Annotated in this window: 30 protein-coding genes and 1 other annotated feature; all 30 genes read left to right on the top strand. The window is 31.5% G+C overall.

What is annotated here, in order from left to right; genetic code table 11:
• Nucleotides 1-23: 23 nt before the first annotated feature.
• The 30 genes from D2K62_RS04630 to D2K62_RS04480 all read left to right on the top strand — a co-directional run bounded on the left by D2K62_RS04630 (nt 24) and on the right by D2K62_RS04480 (nt 21,527).
• A complete protein-coding gene (locus D2K62_RS04630) occupies nt 24-467 on the top strand; it encodes a GNAT family N-acetyltransferase (protein WP_117149159.1) in 444 nt (147 codons plus the stop codon).
• A 105-nt stretch (nt 468-572) separates the two neighbouring features.
• Nucleotides 573-1,064 carry a GNAT family N-acetyltransferase gene (locus D2K62_RS04625; RefSeq protein WP_117160986.1) on the top strand — a complete coding sequence of 164 codons (492 nt, stop codon included), beginning with the start codon at nt 573-575 and terminating at the stop codon, nt 1,062-1,064.
• A 453-nt stretch (nt 1,065-1,517) separates the two neighbouring features.
• A complete protein-coding gene (locus D2K62_RS04615) occupies nt 1,518-1,691 on the top strand; it encodes a Fe3+ hydroxamate ABC transporter substrate-binding protein (protein ID WP_117149161.1) in 174 nt (57 codons plus the stop codon).
• A 294-nt stretch (nt 1,692-1,985) separates the two neighbouring features.
• Entirely contained in the window at nt 1,986-2,420 is a 435-nt protein-coding gene (locus tag D2K62_RS04610) for a DUF4181 domain-containing protein (protein ID WP_117149162.1), read from the top strand.
• A 160-nt stretch (nt 2,421-2,580) separates the two neighbouring features.
• Nucleotides 2,581-2,991, top strand: a complete 411-nt coding sequence (locus tag D2K62_RS19055; protein ID WP_232824185.1) for a hypothetical protein — start codon at nt 2,581-2,583, stop codon at nt 2,989-2,991.
• A gap of 160 nt (nt 2,992-3,151) precedes the next feature.
• Nucleotides 3,152-3,706, top strand: a complete 555-nt coding sequence (locus D2K62_RS04600) for an NUDIX hydrolase (RefSeq protein ID WP_117149163.1) — start codon at nt 3,152-3,154, stop codon at nt 3,704-3,706.
• A gap of 35 nt (nt 3,707-3,741) precedes the next feature.
• Complete coding sequence (locus D2K62_RS19380; protein ID WP_112180452.1) at nt 3,742-4,044, top strand: TIGR04104 family putative zinc finger protein; 303 nt, start codon at nt 3,742-3,744, stop codon at nt 4,042-4,044.
• 153 nt (nt 4,045-4,197) lie between these two features.
• Nucleotides 4,198-4,632 (top strand): hypothetical protein, encoded by a 435-nt coding sequence (locus D2K62_RS04590; RefSeq protein WP_117149164.1) that lies wholly within the window; start codon nt 4,198-4,200, stop codon nt 4,630-4,632.
• 51 nt (nt 4,633-4,683) lie between these two features.
• Complete coding sequence (locus D2K62_RS18690; RefSeq protein WP_157967357.1) at nt 4,684-4,857, top strand: hypothetical protein; 174 nt, start codon at nt 4,684-4,686, stop codon at nt 4,855-4,857.
• Between the two features lie 57 nt (nt 4,858-4,914).
• Nucleotides 4,915-5,502, top strand: a complete 588-nt coding sequence (locus D2K62_RS19375) for a nucleoside 2-deoxyribosyltransferase (RefSeq protein WP_117149165.1) — start codon at nt 4,915-4,917, stop codon at nt 5,500-5,502.
• Between the two features lie 118 nt (nt 5,503-5,620).
• Nucleotides 5,621-6,130, top strand: coding sequence for a GNAT family N-acetyltransferase (locus tag D2K62_RS04580; RefSeq protein WP_198663152.1), 510 nt, complete (start codon nt 5,621-5,623; stop codon nt 6,128-6,130).
• Between the two features lie 80 nt (nt 6,131-6,210).
• Nucleotides 6,211-6,696: an HIT family protein gene (locus D2K62_RS04575; RefSeq protein WP_117149167.1), complete on the top strand. Its 486-nt coding sequence runs from the start codon at nt 6,211-6,213 to the stop codon at nt 6,694-6,696.
• Nucleotides 6,697-6,823: 127 nt separating this feature from the next.
• Nucleotides 6,824-7,288, top strand: a complete 465-nt coding sequence (locus D2K62_RS04570; RefSeq protein WP_117149168.1) for a GNAT family N-acetyltransferase — start codon at nt 6,824-6,826, stop codon at nt 7,286-7,288.
• A 196-nt stretch (nt 7,289-7,484) separates the two neighbouring features.
• Nucleotides 7,485-7,736, top strand: coding sequence for a hypothetical protein (locus D2K62_RS04565; RefSeq protein WP_117149169.1), 252 nt, complete (start codon nt 7,485-7,487; stop codon nt 7,734-7,736).
• Between the two features lie 205 nt (nt 7,737-7,941).
• Complete coding sequence (locus tag D2K62_RS04560) at nt 7,942-8,448, top strand: RNA polymerase sigma factor (protein ID WP_117149170.1); 507 nt, start codon at nt 7,942-7,944, stop codon at nt 8,446-8,448.
• Nucleotides 8,441-9,382 (top strand): anti sigma factor C-terminal domain-containing protein, encoded by a 942-nt coding sequence (locus tag D2K62_RS04555; RefSeq protein ID WP_117160985.1) that lies wholly within the window; start codon nt 8,441-8,443, stop codon nt 9,380-9,382. Before D2K62_RS04560 ends, D2K62_RS04555 begins: the two co-directional genes overlap by 8 nt.
• A 105-nt stretch (nt 9,383-9,487) precedes the next feature.
• Nucleotides 9,488-10,027, top strand: coding sequence for a GNAT family N-acetyltransferase (locus D2K62_RS04550; RefSeq protein WP_112180463.1), 540 nt, complete (start codon nt 9,488-9,490; stop codon nt 10,025-10,027).
• A gap of 106 nt (nt 10,028-10,133) precedes the next feature.
• A complete protein-coding gene (locus D2K62_RS04545) occupies nt 10,134-10,478 on the top strand; it encodes a DUF6176 family protein (protein ID WP_117161000.1) in 345 nt (114 codons plus the stop codon).
• Between the two features lie 146 nt (nt 10,479-10,624).
• Nucleotides 10,625-11,182 carry a GNAT family N-acetyltransferase gene (locus D2K62_RS04540; protein ID WP_117160984.1) on the top strand — a complete coding sequence of 186 codons (558 nt, stop codon included), beginning with the start codon at nt 10,625-10,627 and terminating at the stop codon, nt 11,180-11,182.
• A gap of 39 nt (nt 11,183-11,221) precedes the next feature.
• Nucleotides 11,222-11,689, top strand: a complete 468-nt coding sequence (locus D2K62_RS04535) for a GNAT family N-acetyltransferase (RefSeq protein ID WP_117160983.1) — start codon at nt 11,222-11,224, stop codon at nt 11,687-11,689.
• Between the two features lie 249 nt (nt 11,690-11,938).
• On the top strand, nt 11,939-12,721 hold the full coding sequence (locus tag D2K62_RS04530; RefSeq protein ID WP_112180466.1) for a class I SAM-dependent methyltransferase: 783 nt from the start codon (nt 11,939-11,941) through the stop codon (nt 12,719-12,721).
• A gap of 347 nt (nt 12,722-13,068) precedes the next feature.
• Nucleotides 13,069-13,593: a DinB family protein gene (locus D2K62_RS04525; RefSeq protein ID WP_112180467.1), complete on the top strand. Its 525-nt coding sequence runs from the start codon at nt 13,069-13,071 to the stop codon at nt 13,591-13,593.
• A gap of 201 nt (nt 13,594-13,794) precedes the next feature.
• The gene (locus D2K62_RS04520) at nt 13,795-14,136 is read left to right on the top strand and encodes a VOC family protein (RefSeq protein ID WP_112180468.1); all 342 of its coding nucleotides are present in this window, start codon (nt 13,795-13,797) and stop codon (nt 14,134-14,136) included.
• A 154-nt stretch (nt 14,137-14,290) separates the two neighbouring features.
• Nucleotides 14,291-14,965, top strand: a complete 675-nt coding sequence (locus tag D2K62_RS04515) for an HAD family hydrolase (RefSeq protein ID WP_112180469.1) — start codon at nt 14,291-14,293, stop codon at nt 14,963-14,965.
• A 526-nt stretch (nt 14,966-15,491) separates the two neighbouring features.
• Nucleotides 15,492-15,986, top strand: coding sequence for a GNAT family N-acetyltransferase (locus D2K62_RS04510; protein WP_112180470.1), 495 nt, complete (start codon nt 15,492-15,494; stop codon nt 15,984-15,986).
• 201 nt (nt 15,987-16,187) lie between these two features.
• Nucleotides 16,188-16,487: an NUDIX domain-containing protein gene (locus D2K62_RS04505; protein WP_232827963.1), complete on the top strand. Its 300-nt coding sequence runs from the start codon at nt 16,188-16,190 to the stop codon at nt 16,485-16,487.
• 1,054 nt (nt 16,488-17,541) lie between these two features.
• Nucleotides 17,542-18,090 carry a chlorite dismutase family protein gene (locus tag D2K62_RS04495; RefSeq protein WP_112180472.1) on the top strand — a complete coding sequence of 183 codons (549 nt, stop codon included), beginning with the start codon at nt 17,542-17,544 and terminating at the stop codon, nt 18,088-18,090.
• A 306-nt stretch (nt 18,091-18,396) separates the two neighbouring features.
• On the top strand, nt 18,397-18,969 hold the full coding sequence (gene plsY, locus D2K62_RS04490) for a glycerol-3-phosphate 1-O-acyltransferase PlsY (RefSeq protein ID WP_112180473.1): 573 nt from the start codon (nt 18,397-18,399) through the stop codon (nt 18,967-18,969).
• A 329-nt stretch (nt 18,970-19,298) separates the two neighbouring features.
• Entirely contained in the window at nt 19,299-19,841 is a 543-nt protein-coding gene (locus D2K62_RS04485) for a GNAT family N-acetyltransferase (protein WP_117160982.1), read from the top strand.
• Between the two features lie 90 nt (nt 19,842-19,931).
• Nucleotides 19,932-20,188 (top strand) — a binding site (T-box leader).
• A gap of 82 nt (nt 20,189-20,270) precedes the next feature.
• A complete protein-coding gene (locus D2K62_RS04480; RefSeq protein ID WP_117160981.1) occupies nt 20,271-21,527 on the top strand; it encodes an MFS transporter in 1,257 nt (418 codons plus the stop codon).
• Nucleotides 21,528-21,783 lie beyond the last annotated feature (256 nt).

Genomic DNA, 21,783 nt, shown 5'->3' with positions numbered 1-21,783 from the left:
GTTTAGAAAGGAAGAGATTATTAATGGCAGAAAGAATTGAACTTATGACAATTGAAAAATTGGAACCGTGTATCGAATTGTATATGAATGTTTTCAACAGCGAGCCGTGGAATGAGAATTGGAGTTTTGAAATTGCAAAAGAAAGACTTTCAGATTTAATCAATACACCTAAATTCTTTGGCTTTTCACTTTACATTGAGAATAATTTAATTGGTTTTATTGCAGGTAACAACAAAAGATCCCACCAAGGGTTAACATACTATTTAGCGGAACTTTGTATAGATAAGAAAGTTCAAGGTAAAGGTTATGGGACTAAACTGTTAAAATTATTGGAGCTTGAATTGAAAAATAAAGATACTAAAAATCTTTATCTAATAACTTCTAATAGTGGGGTTCCAGAAGCGTTTTATAAGAAAAATGGATACCAAGTAAACGACAATCGGTTAGTTATAAAGAAAAATTTATAACTAAAATAATTATTGTAATATTATGTTAAAATTAATATATGAACTAGCAGTTTAGTAGAAAATATAATAAATATAAACAAAGATTCGCTGTAAAAGGAGAAGCCGATGTCCATTCAAAGTAAAACTACTATAACGCTTGATTTTTATAAAGATGCGTACAAACCTAAATTACTCGATTATCATTTATCTGATGAACAAAGTAGATATGCGCCAGTTCCTTTTCAAGCATTATTACAATGTGAACAAGATAGAACGAGACATCCTATCGTTATATTATTTAATGGTGTACCAGCAGGATTTTTTGTCTTGCATGGATGGGAAGGGGTCAAGGCATATAGTGATAATGAAGACGCCATCTTAATAAGAGGATATTCAGTTAATTCGATATATCAAGGTAAAGGGATAGCAAAGAAGTCATTATTATTATTGAGTTCCTTTGTAAAAACAAATTTTCCAAGTAAGAACGAAATTATTTTAGCAGTAAACCATAAGAATACAGTTGCTCAACACGTCTATAAGAGTGGAGGATTTATAGATAAAGGAAAAAGAGTTATGGGTAAAAAGGGAGAATTATTTATTTTTCATAAAATTATTTAGATAATATTCAAACGGGATTAAGACGATGAAAGTTAAGGTGTAAAAGATGAAAAAAAATATTTCATTAAACTTAGTTTTACATATTATATTTTGGATAGGAACCATACTTACGTTATTTATCATATATAAGAATATAGATACTACGCTTTCTTCTATATTTATTATTGGATATGTCATTTATCTCTTTCTCTACTTACTATTTTCTATATACCTATTGATTGCGAATTCAAGGAAGTTGAATTGGATTCAATTAAGAAAAAGACTATTTACGTTTAGTCTATGGTTTATTTCTTTAAGTACTGTACGTTATCTTATTGATTATTTTTTTAAAAAATCAGAAATAGAGATTTACGATTTCGCTATTCCTTTAGGGTTATCAATTGGATTGGCTTTCTCTGATTTAATGACTTTTAACAAAAAGACTAAAGTATGATGTTTTTGGAGGTGTTACATATGTTGTGGGAGAAACCTAAATGCACCATTTGTAAAAAAGAAATAGGGGGGAATGACGTGGTCTTTGTGAAAATGCGTTACCCTGATCGAAAAGGTGTCACTGAAATAAAAGCATATTTACACAATGAAGGTGAATTCATTTGTGAACAATGTTTTAATAGTCAATTAAAATAGACTTTAAGGCGGCTTCAGTTGATTTTTTGAGGGGGAACGCATATTAAAAGGTATATTAACATGATTATTATTTTTGCATTACTAATTAATTCTATAAGATACTTCTCCTATTTTTCAGAGGGAATCGAATCTATATATTACTTAACGATGTTCATACTCAACGTTCTGGGTTTAATTGCAGCTTTAATATTTCTCTTGTTTCACAAAATAGATTCAACAGACAAGGTGTTAAATTTCAAAGGTTAATCAAATCAGACTAGTAAAAATTAAATTACAGTTAGGGTGGTTTATTTTATGTATGGATATGGTGTAGAGCCTATTATTTGGCTTAAATTAGTAATATTGTTAGCTGTTGTTTTATTATTGTGGGTTACGTTTAGCACAATAATGAGAAAATGGTTGCAAGTGGAGAGAAAGAAATTCTTTTCTTATAACCACATTAACGAAAAACATAAAAAGGTTGATTGGATAATCAGAATTGCTGCAATTTTAAGCCTTTTGTTAGGATTTGCAATAAACATCACAAGAGATCCATCAGATTGGTATTGGTTTTTACAATCTTGGTTTATATTAATTATTTTTGTTGTTGTTTCTCAGATAGGTAGAGCAGTTATGGAACGTAAGTATGCACAAAATCCCAATGCTTATAAACTAACAGTTAGTGAAATAATATTTATTCTTATATTATTCTTTACGTTATTTAAAACTGACTTTTTTGGATTAATATAAGGTGCGCAAAAAGTTTTTATTAAATGAAATAACAGGTTTAAACTTGTTTCATTAACTTAGAAAAGCGGTTTTTTCAAAGTTTGACAGACGAGACCTAGATAGAAAGAAAAGGAAATACGATAGTTGTAAAGCATATAAGGAAGGAGATTTGGAAAAACGAATGAAAAAAATTGTGATTATTATAATAGTCCTAATAATAGGTGCATTCGGATTTGTAGCTTTCAATCTAGCTCAGGATGAACTAGAAATTAATTTGGAAAACTCGACTAAACAGGAAATTTCAGGCTTGCACTTAACTTATGAGAATATTGAATCGAAAGTTCAAGTGCCATCCATCGCTCCAGGTAAAAAAATTAAAGTTACTGTTAATCCAATGAAGGATTCTGGAGGCGGTTTTGGTGAAGAGTCGTTAAAATTAGAATACAAAGATAACGAAGGCAATTCGCATACAGAGTATGTTATTGAGTATTTTGAAGAAGGTTATTCTGGAGAGGCTGATGTAGAAATAAAGTCCATTGATGAAAATGGGAAGCTCGAAATAATAATTAAATATTCTAGCACTGTGTTTTAAATAAAAAGTGATAAAAAGAATCCTCAAATGGTTAGTCCATTGCAAAATTGTAAAAGTATACAGTCACACTATCCTGTCTCGTTTGCTTGGACAAACGAGACAGGATAGTTTAAAAAGAAAGAAATGAAAACCTAAAAACACATTTCGGGGAGGGGTTTGTTTGAGGAGATGGAAGACTTTGAACTCGGAATATTTATATAAGACACCATTCGGTAATTTACGCAAAGATAAATGTGAACTTCCTAATGGGGTTGTAATAGATGACTACTATGTCAATGAATACTCAGATTGGGTAAATGCAATTGTAGTAACGAAAGATAATAAGATTGTGCTTGTAAAACAATACAGACACGCTGGAAAGGATTCTTTTTTAGAAATTCCGGCGGGTAAAATTGAAGCGAACGAGTCGTTTGAGCAAGGAATACTAAGAGAAGTTAAAGAAGAAACTGGGTTTTCCTCTAAGAAAAGGCCAATAAAATTGGGTGAATTTATGGTCAATCCAGCTACTCAAACAAATAAAGTTATTACTTACCTTATCGTAGATGCCTATAAGGAATTTGAACAAGAGTTAGATAACACTGAAGATATAGAAACTTTCTTAATTGATTTCAATGAAATGGGAGATTTACTAAGAAAAAACCAGATAAAATCACAATTGTTCACAGCAAATGCCTATTTTATGGCAAAGGATTTTTTAATTGAAAATAATAAGTGATCTGGAAATAAGACAGAGATGAAGGTGGATTCTGTTTGCAAAAATGTGAAAAATGCAATACAAAATTTAGTCGACGTAGCATCTATAGGTTGTTGTGGGGAACGATAGAAAAACCCTTAATATGCGTGAAGTGTGGTGCTGAACACTATATAACGATACGTGGACGACTTACAAATGCTTGTATAACTATATTGCCAATGTTAGTTTTTATGCAGTTTCTATCCCCTTTTAATAATATTTTACTAACTATGGGTATAGGCCTTTTCATACTATTCATTGGTTTTCTGCTAACCCCGTATTTAGTAACTTTTAAAGTTGATCGTAAAAATACTAACTAAAATTAATCAGTGCAATGTGAAACAAGGGATCGTCGATAATGGAATTCCTATTTTTGTGCTTAAGAAATTATTGGGATTTTATGTTAAAATTAATATGTGATCAAAGTAAAAGATTAGATGAAAAACTATAACTGTTAGGCAGGGGGAGGAGAATTGATTTACAATGCAAAAACACAAAAAGTTCTTCAGTTTCTATTATTTATATGGGCTGTAAGGGCATTGTTTACTAGTACCGATTATCCTGCAATGTATTATTTTCTAGTACCTTTTTCAATATTTATCCTTGCAACAGTATTTATCAATTTTCAGTTTAAGATAGTAGAAGATTCCTTGAATTATAAAATCCTACTATTCAAATTTATAGTTTATAAAAGAAACGTTGAACATAAACAAATCGATAGTATGAAATTTAAACGTAGTGGCTGGGGCAAGAGATGTGTAATTGTGAAAAATAATAAAGGCTTCAATTTTAAAATTTTTAATTTCTACCCAGAAAAAGTTTATAGTGATTTGATTGATTTCGCTAACTTATACAGTATTCCAATAACTAAAACAAAGGATTATGTAACTTTAGAAAAATTAAACTAACGGATGCGATTGTTGCCATTATCTTTTATTAAATGGGAAGGGGTAGTTAATTTGTTTAATCGATTGAAATCGTTTCTTTTTGGTATGTTGGGCGTACTTGTAGCAATTATAATTGTAAGTGTCGTTGGAAATGGCGTAATAGATTGGGGTACAATTGGTGCTTTATTTACTTTAATCTTCTTGATTTTTCTTTTTAGATTAGGCCTTCATTTATACAAAAAATAGAACAAACGTTGATCAAGTTCTATAATAAAATTCAAAAAATTGGAGAAGGAAAATAAAATGAAGTTTTATATTGCATCTAGTTTAAATAATATTGAAATTGTTAGAAACGTTGCTGGTCAATTAAAGCAAGCAGGTTTTATTCAAGCATACGACTGGACAGCGAACGAGAGGGCTGACAACTTAGAAAAGTTAAAAAAAATCGGTCAAAAAGAAAAAGATGGTGTCATAGAATCGGATTTTATTATAATAATTTTACCTGGTGGAAAAGGTACGCATATCGAGTTAGGAATAGCATTAGGTCTTAATAAAAGAATATACCTTTATTCTCCTAACGAAAAAATAAATGACCCTTCAACAGCTAGCACGTTTTATCAACTTCCAGAAGTAAACAAGTTTGTTGGTGAAATCGATTCTTTTATTTCGGATGTAGTGATTCGAGAAACAAAGTTAGTACAACAAGAACCCCCCCCTATGAGACTCTCCGTAATAAGCTATAGTTTTGATATATCATCACTACCTTTAATGTTGAATTCTGTTTCAATATTTAGTTGTATATGTATGTTCTCCACATTCATATATAGCCCAAAACTGTACATTCTTATTCAATCATTTTTGTTAATTATGAAGTTAGCATTTATAGATTAATCACTTTAATTGAATAAGAAAAAACGGCATTTCTCGTTAAATTCGCAGCAGTTTAATTGAAGAATAAAAAATAGAAAAAGAGGTTATACCACAATCTAGAAATGGAAAGGTAACTATCATGAAAATCACATTAGAGAAATTAAGCCAAGCTGATGCTAGAACGTTATATGAATTTGAACTTGAGAACAGAGATTATTTTGAAAAGATGGTACCAAGTCGTGGTCAGGATTATTATGATTGGAAAACCTTTAAGATACGGCACAAAGCCTTATTGGATGAACAAAATGATGGGCAATCCTATTATTATTTAATTAAGAATGAGAAGCTTGTGATTATTGGACGAATAAACGTAGTCGATATCGATCTATCTGATAACTTGGGTTATATCGGCTATCGAGTTGGAGAAGCATATACAGGAAAGGGAATTGCTACTAAAGCATTGAAACTGTTAATAGGAACTATTGAAAAGCAAAATATTCAACAGATTTTAGCGAAGACAACGACTAACAACCTAGCCTCACAAAGAATCTTAGAGAAAAGCGGATTTAAGCATATATCAACAAGTGATGAAGTATTTGAAATGAATGGAAACTATTTAAAGTTTACTTATTTCAAATGGACCATTTAAGATTTTTTCTTCAACTAACAGAGTCGATTACGATTTGTAAGAAAAATATAGTTTTTAACATAGATAAGGAGGGTGAATCTATGAGGGAAATAACTTTATCAAATGGAAAAACAGTTGAAGTTAGATGCTTAAGTTGTGCATTAACAAGTGGTTTGATTGAACCAGATGGTGGTGTCGTTTTTGAAACAAATTATTTTCATGCTCATCAAGATGTCGCATATCCAATTAAGGGCCTAATAATAGTAGCGTCTAAACGCCATATTAAATGTTTTGATGAATTAACAGAAGAAGAAATGATAGATTATATGCAGGTACTATCAAAGATAAGGAAGGCTCAACGAGACGTTTTAGGGATTGAATGCGTTTATTATTTCTATAATGAAGATACAACACATCATTTTCATACATGGATGGTTCCAAGATATGAATGGATGTATGAATTTGGACGCTCAGTTGAATCAGTTAGACCTATACTTCTTTATGCTCGGAATAAAATGAATACAAATGAAAATATCCAGGAAGTATTGGCTGCGATTGACTCTCTAGCGAATGAATTAAAGAAATGATTTTAGGATGTAATTAAACTAGTTGAATTAACTAAGAGGTTTGACGGTCTTTTGGTTGAAGTTATTGCCCTAACGGTTAGTTTAGGAAGGTCAAGTCAATATTTTAAGGTAGAAAAGGAGAACTAGAGTGAATATTGATTTTTTGTCTAACCATCCCAATAATATAAAAGAAGTTTCTGAGATGATTTATAAGGAATTTGTGGTAAAAACGAAAAGTGGTATGGAATATGAAGATGTTGTTAAACACTTTTCAAATACTAGGGACACTATACTTCCGATAACACTTGTCGCTTTAGAAAACGGAGAATGTTTAGGAACTGTATCTATATTTGAGAACGATTTAACGATAAGAGCTATGTACAAACCTTGGCTTGCATCTCTTTATACGAAGCCAGCTTATCGTGGCAGAGGTATCGGACAGCAGTTAGTAGCCAGAACAATAGACGTAGTTAAAGAGTTAGGGTTTAAAGAACTTTATTTAAGAACGGAAGATACATCTGAATATTATAGAAATAGGGGTTGGATTTATGTTGAAACAGTTTCAGATGATAAATGCGAAAAAATTAATGTATTTAAAATAAAGTGTATTTGAATTCAAGTAACTGGTTCTTGTTTGGTGTTCGGAATAACAATTGACTCACATAAAACTAAAAAGGAATAAGAAAATCCTTATGCATTCTTCCGTTAACGAGTGCTTTACTTAAATAAGAAATTGTAATTCTTGTTCGATTATTGCAGCAGGTTACTTGAAGAATGGTAAATTGAAAGTGGTTAGGAGGACTCGAGAAATGAAATGGAAATTAAGAATACCATTGTTACTTTTTATATTTGGATTAGTTTCTGGGATTCATCAATATTATCCAAATTTGTTTATTTTCAAAGAGAATGACTTTCTCAATAGCATTCAGTATATAGGAACATTAGGAGTGATTTTTTTTATACTTGAAAAAACAGAAATATCTGAAAAAAAGGTAAACTTTCTTATTGGCATTTTGTTAATAATTGCTGGATTTTTGATAGATTATCTTATGGTTAGATGATGTTTTCTATACCACGGCTGAGAATGTTTAACAAAAGATTACTCCGGAACTGAATAATTATTTATTACATAAATCTAAACGGTATTTATAATGCATTTTATTTTGAGATTAATATTTCAAGTATAAAATATTTTCAATTTTTCTGTACACTTTTTTACGAAAAATAACTCTTTATTAATGAAGGATGTTTGAAAAGGGGGAGGGTATGGATTCTCAGCTACTGTTGAAAATATACAAAAAACAAGCAAAAATGATTTATTTTTATTTGAAAAAGAATGGTTGTAGCCATGAAGATGCAGAAGATATTGTACAAGAAAGCTATATGAAATATATCACTTATAGTAGTGGCGTTCCTTCAGATAAAGCCCTCTCATATATTTTTACCATTTCTATAAATGAATATAAAAAAATTTTAAAGAAAAAAGGAAAAGAACAAGTGGTTGTAATTGATGATTATCGCTTTTGGAACAATTTTGCGAATGACCAAGATACCGAAACTAGTGTCTTAAATATCGATATGAATCATGAAATTGCACTTACTCTAGAACGTATACAAGGAATCTTTAAACAGCTTCTTGTATTAAAATATGAATTCGAACTTAGCTATAAAGAGATTTCAATATTACTAGGAATGAAGGAAGAAACGATTAGGACTTATTTATTTCGAGCAAGAAAAGAATTTCAAAAGAACTGGAGGCACCTTCATGAATGAAAATTCAGAGGATATTTTTGATGAGAAGAAGATAAAAATGGCCGTTAAAAAAGGTAAAAGGAAATCGATGATAACGATTATTTTCGTTTCTATCATCGTGTTTGTTATTTTAAACATAGCCAATTTTGCTATTTCAGCTTATTTCAGTCAAAAGGCTTTTGAGAAATGGGATGCTTATGTACGACTTAGCACGCCGAATGGTTATATCAGTGAAACAGTGGATTCAAGAGGTATTTTAGGCGGGATGAGCCATTATAAAATTTCAAAAGACATGAAAATTAAATCAATTGTTATTGAACAAGAACAATATCAATTCGGACTGAATCCATCAGTATTAGCTTCAAGAGGTTCAGGTGGCAGCATCGGAGTCACAGGAGACGATTGGCAATTTTCCTATAAAGAAAACGGGTGGAGAGAAATGTTGTTTTTTCATCCAGAGGTTGATTACAAAAAGTATAAAAATGATGAAGAGTTGATTAAGAACTTGGAAGGAGAAAAAATTTATGAGGTAGCTCTTTCCTTTGATCAGCCATATAAGCTAAGTGAACTGCCTTTCCCGCAGCTTCCAGAAATGACTTGGTTTTGGCTAAATACCTATAGCAATAGCCAATTAAACACGTTTCAACAAGAGGCAAAGGAATACGATTGGTCTGCAACATTTATTAATGAGAATAAAGCATTAGGTTTTTCTATAAGAAACGCTTATACGTCAACAACAGATATGGCATATGAATATGATGAGTTCTTAAAGCTGCTAAAAACAAGTCAATTCAGTGAACATGAGAAAGCCTATAATGCTATGGAAGGTATTAGCATAGACGATGTAGAATCATTGGGTGTAGTTGTTTATGGCACGAAGGATGAAATCGTAGAAATCATGAAAAATCCAATCATTGAAGCTTCTTCACTTGGAGGAATCATTGATAATTATTAATGCATACAATAGTGTCTTAATACATGGCACTGCCACAAAAAAGGTAATAGCTCTTCTTATTGAAGTAAAGGTATTTATATGAGAAAACTGAGAGGGAGAAAATCTATGGAATTTCATGAATTGGAAACAAATCGACTAAAATTAGTTCAAATAAATAAGGAACACACACGTAGCTATTTCGAAATTATGTCAAAAGATGATGTGACTAAATATTATGGGATGGATAGTTTGAAAAATATTGACGATGCCTCTAGATTAGTAGAGTCTTTTCAAAAGACATTTGAAAGCAAAAGAGGGATACGATGGGGAATTGTACTAAAGGAAACAGATGAATTTGTTGGTACATTGGGATTGAACAACCTTAACCCTTGGAGTAAGAGGGCTGAAATTGGTTTTGAATTGCATCCTTCATATTGGAACAAAGGAATTACGACTGGAGCAGTAAAAGAAGTATTACGTTATTCATTTGAAGATTTAGGCTTATTTAGAATTGGTGCTGTAACGTTTCCTCAAAATGAACCATCTATACAACTATTAATGCGATTAGGTTTTGCTAAGGAAGGTCTATTAAGAGGGTACCTTTATCAAAATAACCAGTCTCACGATGCCTTAATTTTTTCATTATTAAGAACGGATTTAAGATAATAGAGTTAAGCTAACATGAATGTGTAAGTTGATATTTGAAAGAGGTCAGTCTGCTCTAGGGTGCTTTAATGTATAACAGTCTAAAAAGGAGAGAGTGTGAATGTCACTGAAAGTAGAACTGTCAAAGTTCAAAGTTAAGCAAGGTAAATCAAGTGTTGTAGATGAATGGATGAAATTCTTAAATGATAATATGAAAGACGTTCTTCTGACTCTAAATGATGAAAAAATGTATGTAGAATCTATCTTTAGAGAGAAACAAGGAGAAACGGAATACCTATATTGGCATTCATTACAAGGAGAAGGCGGATCAAATGTTGAAGAATCGGCTCACGAAATAGATAAGAAACACTTAGAATATTGGTATAAATGTATTGATGAGGAAATCCCTCATATAGATATGGAATCAGAAGTGTTAATGGTACAAGAAAGTGTTCGCAAATCAATGAAATAGACATATTTATTTAACTATCAGTCGCAATAATCGAACAGGCTTTTGCTGCAATTGTTGAACTGACTATACAGTTTAGTTAAACAAAGAGAAGAATTGAAATTACTTTCTAAAAGTGGTCTCAGCAAGTAATTAGTGGAGGAGATTAAATGAAGATTGAGAAAGTATACGGTGATTTACCTATCATAGAAACAGAACGTCTTATTCTAAGAAAAGTCACTTTAGAAGACATTGAAGATATGCACCTATACGGTTCAAATGAGGAAGTGTCTAAGTATGTATCCTGGGATACTCACGAAACAATTTCTGATACAAAAGCTTTTGTTGAATCTATATTAAAAAAATATGAAAATAAACAGGTTTCACCGTGGGGGATTGAATACAAGGAAAACGGTAAATTCATCGGAACTATCGATTTTGTTTGGTGGGAACCTAGTCAACAAATTGCTGAACTCGGATATGTAATTTCTAAAGATTATTGGGGAAAAGGTTTAATTACTGAAGTTGCAAAGGAAATAATTAAATTCGGCTTTAATGAAATGGATTTAGTACGAATTCAAGCAAGGTGTGATGTAGAAAATATAGGTTCAGCACGTATAATGGAAAAAGTAGGAATGTCTTTTGAAGGTACAATTAGAAAAGGTATGTTTGTGAAAGGAGAACATAGAGATTTAAAAAGGTACTCTATTTTAAAAGAAGAGTTTTAATTATTTCAATGGAATTTGAGTTTAATAAGGGAGAATAAAATGGATATTAGGAAACTTAATAAAGGTGAAAAACTTCCTATTGAATTATTGTTACTGGCTGATCCTTCCATAGAAATTGTTGAGGAATACGTCAATAGGGGCGAATGTTTTGTAGCTGAGAGCGAACAGCAAATTGTTGGAGTTTATGTATTACTTCCAAAAAGACCAAAGACAGTTGAACTGGTAAATGTTGCAGTCATAGAAAAGAAACAAGCTAGAGGTATAGGGAAACAGTTAGTAATGCATGCACTCAAGATAGCTAAGACAAAAGGCTACAAAACAATTGAAATTGGCACTGGGAATTCAGGTATTGGGCAATTGGCTCTTTATCAAAAATGTGGCTTTAGGATAATTGGTGTTGATAGGGACTTTTTTGTTAAACATTATCATGAAGAAATTGTTGAAAACGGTATTCCGTGCAAAGATATGATTCGTTTATCTCAAGATTTAGTAGACGAGAAAAAATAATTCTTAACCAATTATCCGGTCGTTCCTTTTAATAAGGCTAAAGCAACTTTGTTTATACTAAGAAGCAGGATGTTATTGTGTTTGTTTTTTTATCTACAGGTAAAACAGCTCAAATACAAGTTGGATATATAACACAACAACTTTAAATGCAAAAAGATCTTAAAAAAGAAGATAAGAACAGTGAGGACAAATAACAAGCTAATAAATGTTAGCATTAAAAATGAAATCCAGAAAAATAGGGGGATTACTATGGATACAACACAACAAAATAGCAACGCTTGGGATAAAAAAGTTGAAGAAGGTTCTAGGTATACCCAATCTGTAAGTAGCGAAATCATTGAACAAAGTAAAAATGGTGAATGGGAAATTACAGTGACTACTGAAAAATCAGTCCCGAGGAATTGGTTTCCTAAATCATTAGCTGGATTAAAGATACTTTGTTTAGCGTCGGGAGGTGGGCAACAAGGACCAGTTTTAGCGGCTGCTGGTGCAGATGTAACAGTTATCGATATATCTAAAAAGCAATTGAAGCAAGATGAAAAGGTAGCTGAACGTAATGGATTAACTTTAAAAACGGTACAAGGTGATATGTCAGACCTTAGTGAATTTGAAAATGAATATTTTGATATTGTTGTTAATCCAGTTTCTAATTTATTTGTAAAAGATGTTCGTCTTGTATGGAATGAAGTGTCAAGAGTATTGAAAAATAATGGCATCTTAATTGCTGGATTTACTAATCCTTTATTATGGATTTTTGATGATAAACAAGAAAGAAAAGGTAATCTTGATGTTAAACATCCTATACCTTCATCTACATTGGACTATTTACCCGAGGACAAAGTTCAAGACTATATCAATTCAAGCCAAACAATAGAGTACGCCCATACTTTAGAAGACCAAATGAAAGGTCAAATTGACGCAGGATTCGTTATTTCAGGTTTTTATGAAGATGATTTTGGAGGTTCAAGGGTTTTAGATAAGTATATTAAAACTTTTATTGCAACAAGAGCTATAAAGTGTAAGGTTGATTAAAATACCTTGTTAGGCCGACGGATGGTTTTATTGTGATAAGACGAAAACAAGGGGCCTAGTGTGACCGCTGAACGAGATGAGACTGCTTTTGCTTGGTAAAATGAAACACTGCTCATTTCTTTGTATTTTTGGTGCTCACGAAAATGGATTTGAAGAAGATTTTAGATGTGCTGATTTCATGGTGTTTAAATTAAAAAAATAAGCTGATTATATTGGATTTTGTTCAACAAGCGGAATGTTTTACTTTAATAATGAGCAGAGCCTATATAAGCATCGCTATTAAATTAACAACCATGAAAGATTAAGGTTAAAGTGTGAATATTATAAAGCTAGGGAGGAAATCTGGGATGTTTAAAGATTTAAAAGGTGAAGCAACTATGTCACCAACTGTGGGGTTATTATATTCCACTGTGAAAGAAAATAGCCAACGAATAAAATTTATTGTTGATGGTATGTCACAAGAAGAAGTAGATTACAAAGGACCAAATTACAACTTTAATAGTACCGCCCAGTTAATCAAACATATCATGTATGTTGATCTTAATTGGGTTTATAGAATAAAAGGACAACCACTTCCTGATTCCCTAAAAGAGCATTATGGACCTATGATAGATGCAAATAATAGACTTCCTATGGTCAAAGGGAAATCTTTGAACGATCTTATATCTGAATATGATGGTGTATTAAAAATGTTTAAAGATACATGTACACAATTAACAGATGCTGATCTAGATAATGTTGTCACTTTTGGACATGAAAACGAAAAGCAAGCAACCATTCGATGGGGCATATGGCATATGGCTGACCATAACCGTTATCATCAGGCTCATATCAATCAGCTTAGAAAGTGGTACCACGAAAATTTAAATTAAAGATGCAATTCTATAATCAGTGTGTCCTTTCTACAAATATAATGTATTTTCATGTTTAAAGTAATGTACTTAAATAAACGGGGCTTTCCTTTAACAAGGAATTCCACCCTTGTTCAACTATAGGGCAGGTTAATTGAACAACGTTGAAACTACCTAATATTAGAAATAAGCTATTAAATTCTTTAAAGGGAGTGTAGTTATATGTTTGAAAGGATAGACACTGTATGTTTAACGGTTAGAAATGTGGAGCAATCAAGTATTTGGTACCAGGAGTTAGGTTTTAAAGTAGCATTCAAAGGAGACGGTTATCAAGTATTCACGATTGGGAATAGTGGAGTTCCATTAACTATTGAAGAAGGAAGTGTATCTTCGCAAGAGAACTCAACTTATCCGATTTTTTTCACTACTGATATTAAAAATACATATTTAAAGTTAAAAGAAAAAGGTGTAGAAGTAACTAAATTAAAAGATGATGGCGACAATAAGTTTTTTGATTTTTACGATTTAGATAATAATAAATTGCAAGTTTGCTTTTGGGAGTAAAGCAGAAAATCCCTATACTTCAACGATCGGGTGCTTTAGTACAACATGGAAAAGGCATTTTTAATCCAATTAACGAGCAGTAGTGTGGAAGAAGAAGGGCATAAGGCTTTATTAGCTGAACAAAATAAAAAAGGAGATTTAAGGGGGAGTTTTAATGTCTATTAAAGCATTATTTTTAGACTTTTATGGAACTGTTGTACACGAAGATGGAGAGGTGATTTTAAACATATGTAATCAAATTAAAGAAAATTCAAAGACTGAAGCCACTTTAACTGAGATAGGAGGCTTTTGGTGGAAGGAATTTTCTAAGTTATTTGAAGAGAGTTATGGTGAAACTTTTAAAACACAAAGAGTATTAGAAACTATCTCTCTAAAAAATACACTTTCTCACTTCGGATCAACGCTAGATGATAAGGCATTAAGTGAATTAATGTTTAATCATTGGATGAAACCCTCTATTTTTGAGGATTCTTTAAAATTTTTTGAATACAATACCATTCCCATATACGTACTCTCTAATATTGATACTTTTGATATAAAAACGGCAATTGAATTTCATAAATTAAAAGTCAATGGATTGGTTACAAGTGAAGATGTAAATTCCTATAAACCACGCCCTGAAATGTTTCAAAAAGCTCTAAAATTAAGCAATCTATCAAAAAATGAAGTTATTCACATTGGTGACTCTCTTTCTAGTGATGTAAATGGTGCGATGAAGATAGGGATTAAGAGTGTTTGGATAAATCGAAATAAAAAGGTATTTAAAGATAAAGCTAAGCCGAACTATGTTATAAATCAGCTAGATGAATTGCTTGATTTAAAGGTTTAAGTGTAGACTTATTTGAATTCCTTGTTTAACGGGTGCTTTAGTTCAACAAGGGTAGTAGAATATTGTGCTAAATTAGCAGAATTGTTAAAAAATTGATATGAGAGGAATAGAGAAAAAAGGAGGAATTTTTCTTTTGAAAAAAGGTCTTTTTTATATTTTAGTAATTTTTTCAGTACTACATATCATTTCTTTTATTTATTCAATAATTCAATACGATAATATCAGAATACTTGATTTGGCGTCTACAATAGCATTTTTATGGACTGCAATTATAGTAAGGGAAAAATTGTCGATGGATAATTCTTATTAAAGACACAGGTTTGTTAAAAATAACTGAGAATTAAAATTGGTAACTTCTTTAATTAAAAAGAAAAAACAGATAAAGCCTTGGAACGTCGCTCCTCAAAATTGGCAATATCTCTGTTCAACAAACGGGTGCAAGAGTGGAAAAAGATGCAAGAATAGATGTCTTGATAAACTTAAAAACGTGAATATATAATCTAAATACAAAACAAGGAGAGATAATTTGAAAAAAATTCGGGAAGCAACAAAAGAAGATATGATAGATATATATATGATGGGTTATGATGTTTGGGGAGATAACATGTCATCTGAAGAATATGTAACTATGTGCCAGGATTCTAGTAAGTATAAAAAGGGGAAATGGTACGTTCTTGAAGCAACAGATACAAAGGAATTATTAAGCTCTCTCATCGTATATGAACTAAATCCTTCAGAAGACATAATTGTAAAAGGTATTGGTTCAATTGCTACTCCTTTAACATTTAGAAAAAAGGGATATGCTTCTTTATTAGTCAAAGAAACGATAAATGAATTAGAACAGGAAGAAGACTGTAACAACTTCTTCCTGTATAGCGATATTGGGGCAGATTTTTACAAAACATTAGGTTTTATTGAACTACCTAATGAAGGACAAAAATATAAAGACAGTGATTGTATGTATTATTCAAAAGAAAATGCTATCGACTCCATATCATTTGAAATCCCAGACTACTTTTAAGAGCCATCCTTATTGAAGTAATAGATTCTTTAGTTTACCAAGCTGTTACTGCCGTTATTGTTAACGTAGCAGGAATGAATGTTTAATAAGCTATTAGAAAAATTTTGTGTCTAATAAAAAATATCATAGGGATTTTGGGGTATATGGAATATGTGTGAAGGATGGGAAACTATTGGTGATAGATAAGAATGTGGTGCTTATATAAACCGATATGACCTTCATGGAGGAAGCTTAGAAGATGGTGAAACTTTATCCACTGCTATGAAAAGAGAGTTCCTTGAAGAAACAGGTCTTGAAATTGAAATTGAAATTGAAATTGAAGAAAATATTGGAGTTATCGATATCAAACTCTCTTGGTTGTGGAGAGATTTTACGGTATCGGAAAAAGATGTATCGTTGGAAAATGCTTCACCACTTGTACTAAAAGCTTTTGAATGGTTAAGAACTAATAATCTAAGTATTGATGCTAATATTTATGAAGATTGGAAAGATTTAAAATAACTAAGTTTCCTAATTTAATTACTAACGGACAGTTTAACAGAGAAATCAGTTACTCTCTTTCTCTTATGAACTTACCTCAATCAACTTATCTATGGAGATGATTATTGTGAAAGTATTTCTTGGTCATGTTAGTTTTTTCATTGTTCTTATATTTCTCTCCCTGGTATCGTTTGTTATGATATTTGGCGCAGGATTTGGTGGAGATATTAACATACTCGTATTATTTACGCCTTTTACCTTCAGTGTGTTTTGGCTCATTGGTTACACGTGGTTTATTCTTAGAACAAATCCAGATAAGATAAACTGGGTACTTCATCCGTCTGAAAATTGGGGATTTATCATTTTTCTTCTTTCAGGTATTTTTACTGCATATTGTTTATTTCTAACATTATTTTTCGGGTTCATACCGATGTTTGGGTCCTCGATAATAATACTTATTATTTGGTACTGGTTACTTTATAGATATATAAAGAACAAAAACAAAGGTAAATATACGCAGTGGCTGCCGAGTACGATTTTATTTATCCTTGCTTTGATATATGCCATTCAAATGTTTAGGTTTTATCTTATTAATACTTGAAATATTGAATTCAGTTTAACAAGGGATCGCCAAATATGGCGATCCTATTTTTTATATTGAATATTATTTTTACATTTTATGTTAAAATAAACATGTTAACAGTACTACTTCAGGTAGTTTAACGCAAAAAGGATTTCAGGATGATTACAGCCATTGAAATGTACCACCTCTGACAAAGTATTTACCACCAAATGACAAGAAATGTACCAAATAATGACAGGTTGTTTACCACTGAACTCTTACTGATTATAGGGTAACAGTAACTCTTGTATTACAAAGTAAACTAAATACTGTGCAACAATACCTTCATTGATAGGTCACATTGTAAAAGCGATTCATAAGTATGGATACTGACAACTGGTTACTTAAAATAATTGGTAGATTTACTTACAACAAAATAGATATGTTTTCCAGATTATAGTAGTATGAACTTATATTATTAGGTTCTCATTTATTGAGAGATTGGAGTAGAAAATGTCAAAAATAGTTTCATTTGTTGGTGGATTTCAAGGACCATGGAAAGTTGTCCGAATTGAAAATGTAGTTGGAAAACCCTTGGAACCAGTTGAGAAAATCCAAATAGTTGATGGTTCTATAGAAATTCCTTCTTTCAACACAAATTGGATACTACGGGGTGTAACAAGCAACTTGCGTTATACCACAAGTCAAGAGAAAGAACATTTAAATAAACATTCACCGACACTTGGTAGAAAAGAAGATACTTGTGCTGCATTGATACCAATAAAGAAATCAGTCGAATGGTGGGAGCTTGCACAGGACGAAAGACGTGAGATTTTGGAGGAACAGTCTCAACATATTAATCTAGGACTACGATACTTGCCTGCCATTGCACGAAGATTACACCACTCGCGTGACCTTGGTGAACCTTTTGATTTTGTCACTTGGTTTGAGTATTCTCCAGATTATTCTAGGGAGTTCGAAGAGTTAGTATCAAGTCTTCGTACTACACTTGAGTGGAAGTATGTAGAGCGAGAAGTTGATATTAGATTGGTTTTAGACTGATTTTCCATAAGATAAACCAATAATCGTTTTTAAAAGTATAATTTAAAAATAAGAAGGCGTTAGTGATATAACCTTAAATTTCAAAAAAGCCCAAATATGCATTATTTTATGCATTTTGGGCTTTTTAGTTATTCAGGAATGCTTTTTATTTCATTGGTAAATGTATTGGCGATGTTTGGTAAAACACTTGTCATTTGGTGGTAAAAAACATGGCGTAGGTGGTAAATTTACTTGGCTGTAATCACAGGAAAAAATACAAAACAAATAGAAACGCAATAACAAACTAAGTGAGGAGATAATACCACTTTGAACATTTTAACTTTGATTTTAAGTTATTTATTAGGCTCAATTTCATTTGCTTTAATAATGGGTAAACTATTTTATAAGAAAGATATTCGAGGTTACGGTAGTGGTAATCTAGGGGCAACTAATACTTATAGAGTTTTAGGCTTAAAAGCAGGATTAATTGTTGCAGTTGCTGATATATTAAAAGGTACACTTGCTTGTTTACTGCCATTAATACTCAGTTCTACGGTTAATCCTATTGCATGTGGTTTATTAGCAATATTAGGACACATTTTTTCTGTGTTTGCCAGTTTTAAAGGTGGAAAGGCTGTTGCGACGGCAACTGGAGTTTTTTTATATTTAACGCCTTTAGGTGTTTTGGCTGGTTTTGTTGTGTTTGTGTTAACTTTGTTATTTTCTAAGTATGTATCACTAAGTTCAATGTTAGCTAGTCTAGCATTATTTATTTATAGTCTACTATTTGAAGATAAAGTTATCATAGCACTTTCTATACTAATAAGTGTATCAATAATCATTCTCCATCGACAAAATATAAAGAGAATTCTAAATGGAACAGAGAATAAAATAGTATAAAAATATTTAGTATTATTAGTTAAGCTAATGGGTTCTCCTTCAAATAATAATTACACCTCTTGTTCTATTAAACCAGTAGTTTACTGGAATCTGAACTTAAGTGTGTAAGAATTGAAAATGAAAAGAGGACTTTCGATTAAGGTCCTAGGATAAAAAGTAATATTATGTAAAATGGATATTAGGGCTATTAATTTAACGAAGCAGAAGAGTTCAACTATAGGGTGCAAATGTTAAACATGTCGCCGTTAAAAATGAATCTATGAATATTGAAAGAAGTTAAATATCTGAAATAACATAAATAGAATAATAAGAAAAGAAGGTATTATATTATGTTGTTAAAATTAGAAACTGAAAGGTTAATATTACAACGATTTAAAAAAGAAGATGCAATTAGAATAAGAGACTTAGCAAATGATAAAGAGCTAGCAGATATTCTAGGTCTTCCTCACCCATATGAACTCAAAGATGCAGAAGAGTGGATAGCAATCCATCCGGAGCAAATAAAAAATGGAATTGAATATCCTTTAAAAATTACTTTGAAAGAGTTAAGTGAAGTAATAGGTACTATTACTATTAGGGTTGATAAAAGAAATAATAAAGGTGAACTTGGCTACTGGATAGGAAAGGAATATTGGTGTAATGGTTTCGCAACGGAAGCAGTAAATAAAATAATTGATTTTGGATTTAATCAGTTAAACTTGAACAAGATATGTGCTTCAGCTATTTCTAGAAATATACCTTCAACCATAGTTTTTGAAAAAGTGGGTTTACTAAAAGAGGGTAGATTAAGGCAAAATAGATTCCTTCTTGATAAGTATGAAGATGTTGCTGTGTACGGTCTTTTAAGAGAAGATTATGTAAAAGGTTATTAAAGAAGAACATAGCAGATATGTTGTATATCGACAGTTTTGTTAATAATTTGCTTTACAATAATTATTAACGTTGATATTATAAAAACAATATCAAAGGCAATGAAGAGAAGAGTAGGTAAATCAATTCTTTACAGAGAACTCCAGTTGGCTGAAAAGGAGTAAGAATATGTTTATTGAACCAAGTCTCTGAGCATTACATTGGAACCTGACAAGGGGATAGTGTAACAGGAGCTCCTGTTATAGAGCTAGGGTATAAGTGTTTTATTGCCGTACCTGACAAGGTTAATATGGTGACATATTAATAAACTGGGGTGACAACACGACGATTATATAATCTCGTCCCCAAGACGAAAAGTCTTGGGGGTGGGATTTTTTTGTTGGTCAAAATATATCTTAAGTCAGAAACAACAATATACGAGGAGATTTACTATGAATATTAGAAAAATAGCTGATGCATGGAAGTATCCATCTATTTTATTATTTGGTATAGGGATTTCAAGTATTGGCTCGTGGATATATTTTCTTGCACTAAATCTAATCGTTTTTAATATGACAGGTTCTCCCCTTGCAGTAGCAGTGTTTTATATTATAAAACCTTTAGCTACGGTATTTACTAATTTATGGGCAGGGAGTGTCATTGACCGCATAAATAAAAAGCATCTTATGATTGCTTTAGATTTAATCCAGGGAACTCTGATTACTTGTTTAGGATATTTCACTTATACAATGTGGATAATTTATTTGCTTGTCTTTCTTATTAATATGGCTTCGTCTGTATATGGTCCAACTTCGGTTAGTTATATTACAAGGTTAATTCCAACCGAGCAAAGGCAAAGGTTTAATTCATTGAGAAGTTTACTCGATTCTGGTGCATTTTTACTTGGGCCAGCAATTACAGGGGTTCTATTTATGATTGGCACGCCTCTATACGCTATTTGTATTAATGCGATTGCTTTTTATTTTTCAGCGTTAGTCACCTTATTTATGCCTAATGTTGAAAAAAGTCGCGTTAGCAAATCATTAGATCAACGATTATCATTTAGCTTATTAATGCAAGATTGGAAAGAAGTATTGCAGTTTAGCCGACAGTTTTTATATGTCATGACTGTTTATTTTTTATTTAGTGTTTTCATTGTCATACAAACTGCTATTGATTCACTGGAAGTAGCTTTCTCAAAAGAAGTTATTTCTTTATCAGATAGCGAATATGGTTTCCTTGTTAGCATTGCAGGTGCAGGGATTCTGATAGGCTCGTTGATGAATGTCCTATTCACAAAAAGATTAGCAGTTTCTTTACTCATTGGAATAGGTTCAGTTACGGTATCGGTAGGGTACATTATTTTTGCATTCTCTACTAATTTCTTAGTTGCATCCATTGGGGTATTTATACTAGCCGTCTCACTTGCCTTCGCAAACACTGGTTTTTACACCTTTTATCAAAACAACATTCCAGTTGAAGTCATGGGACGGATAGGAAGTATCTATGGATTTGTGGAAGCTTTATTGGTAATAGTGATTACTTTTATATTTGCTGTAACATCTCAATTAATATCCATTCAGTTTGTTGTTGTCTTTGGTGCAATTTTTATGTTTTTATTAACGCTAGCATTAATGTTACTTAGTATGCAACCATCAAAGAGTAAATACTACAGAACTACTCCAGAAGAAGTCAAAGAAATAATTTAATAAACCTAGCTTTTATGTACCTAAAACTTATCCAGGTAATTACAAGTATTTAAAAATATACCTGTCAATTTAGTTTTGCTACTTTTTTCTAATTAAAATAGGAATATTATGTTAAAATTAAATTAACGTTTTGTACTCGAAAGAAGTTAGCCATAAGGTTAGGAGCATACGGATTATGCAAGGATTTGAAGTATTCATCTTGATTCATTTTGCAGTTTAAATGCTAGTTTTGATAAATCGAGAGATGAGGGATTGA

Origin of the sequence: Paraliobacillus sp. X-1268 (assembly GCF_003426095.1) — a bacterium.
In the GTDB taxonomy this organism is placed as follows: domain Bacteria; phylum Bacillota; class Bacilli; order Bacillales; family Amphibacillaceae; genus Paraliobacillus_A; species Paraliobacillus_A zengyii.
The sequence above is the reverse complement of the archived record's forward strand: the minus strand, read 5'-3'. Positions and strand labels throughout refer to the sequence as shown.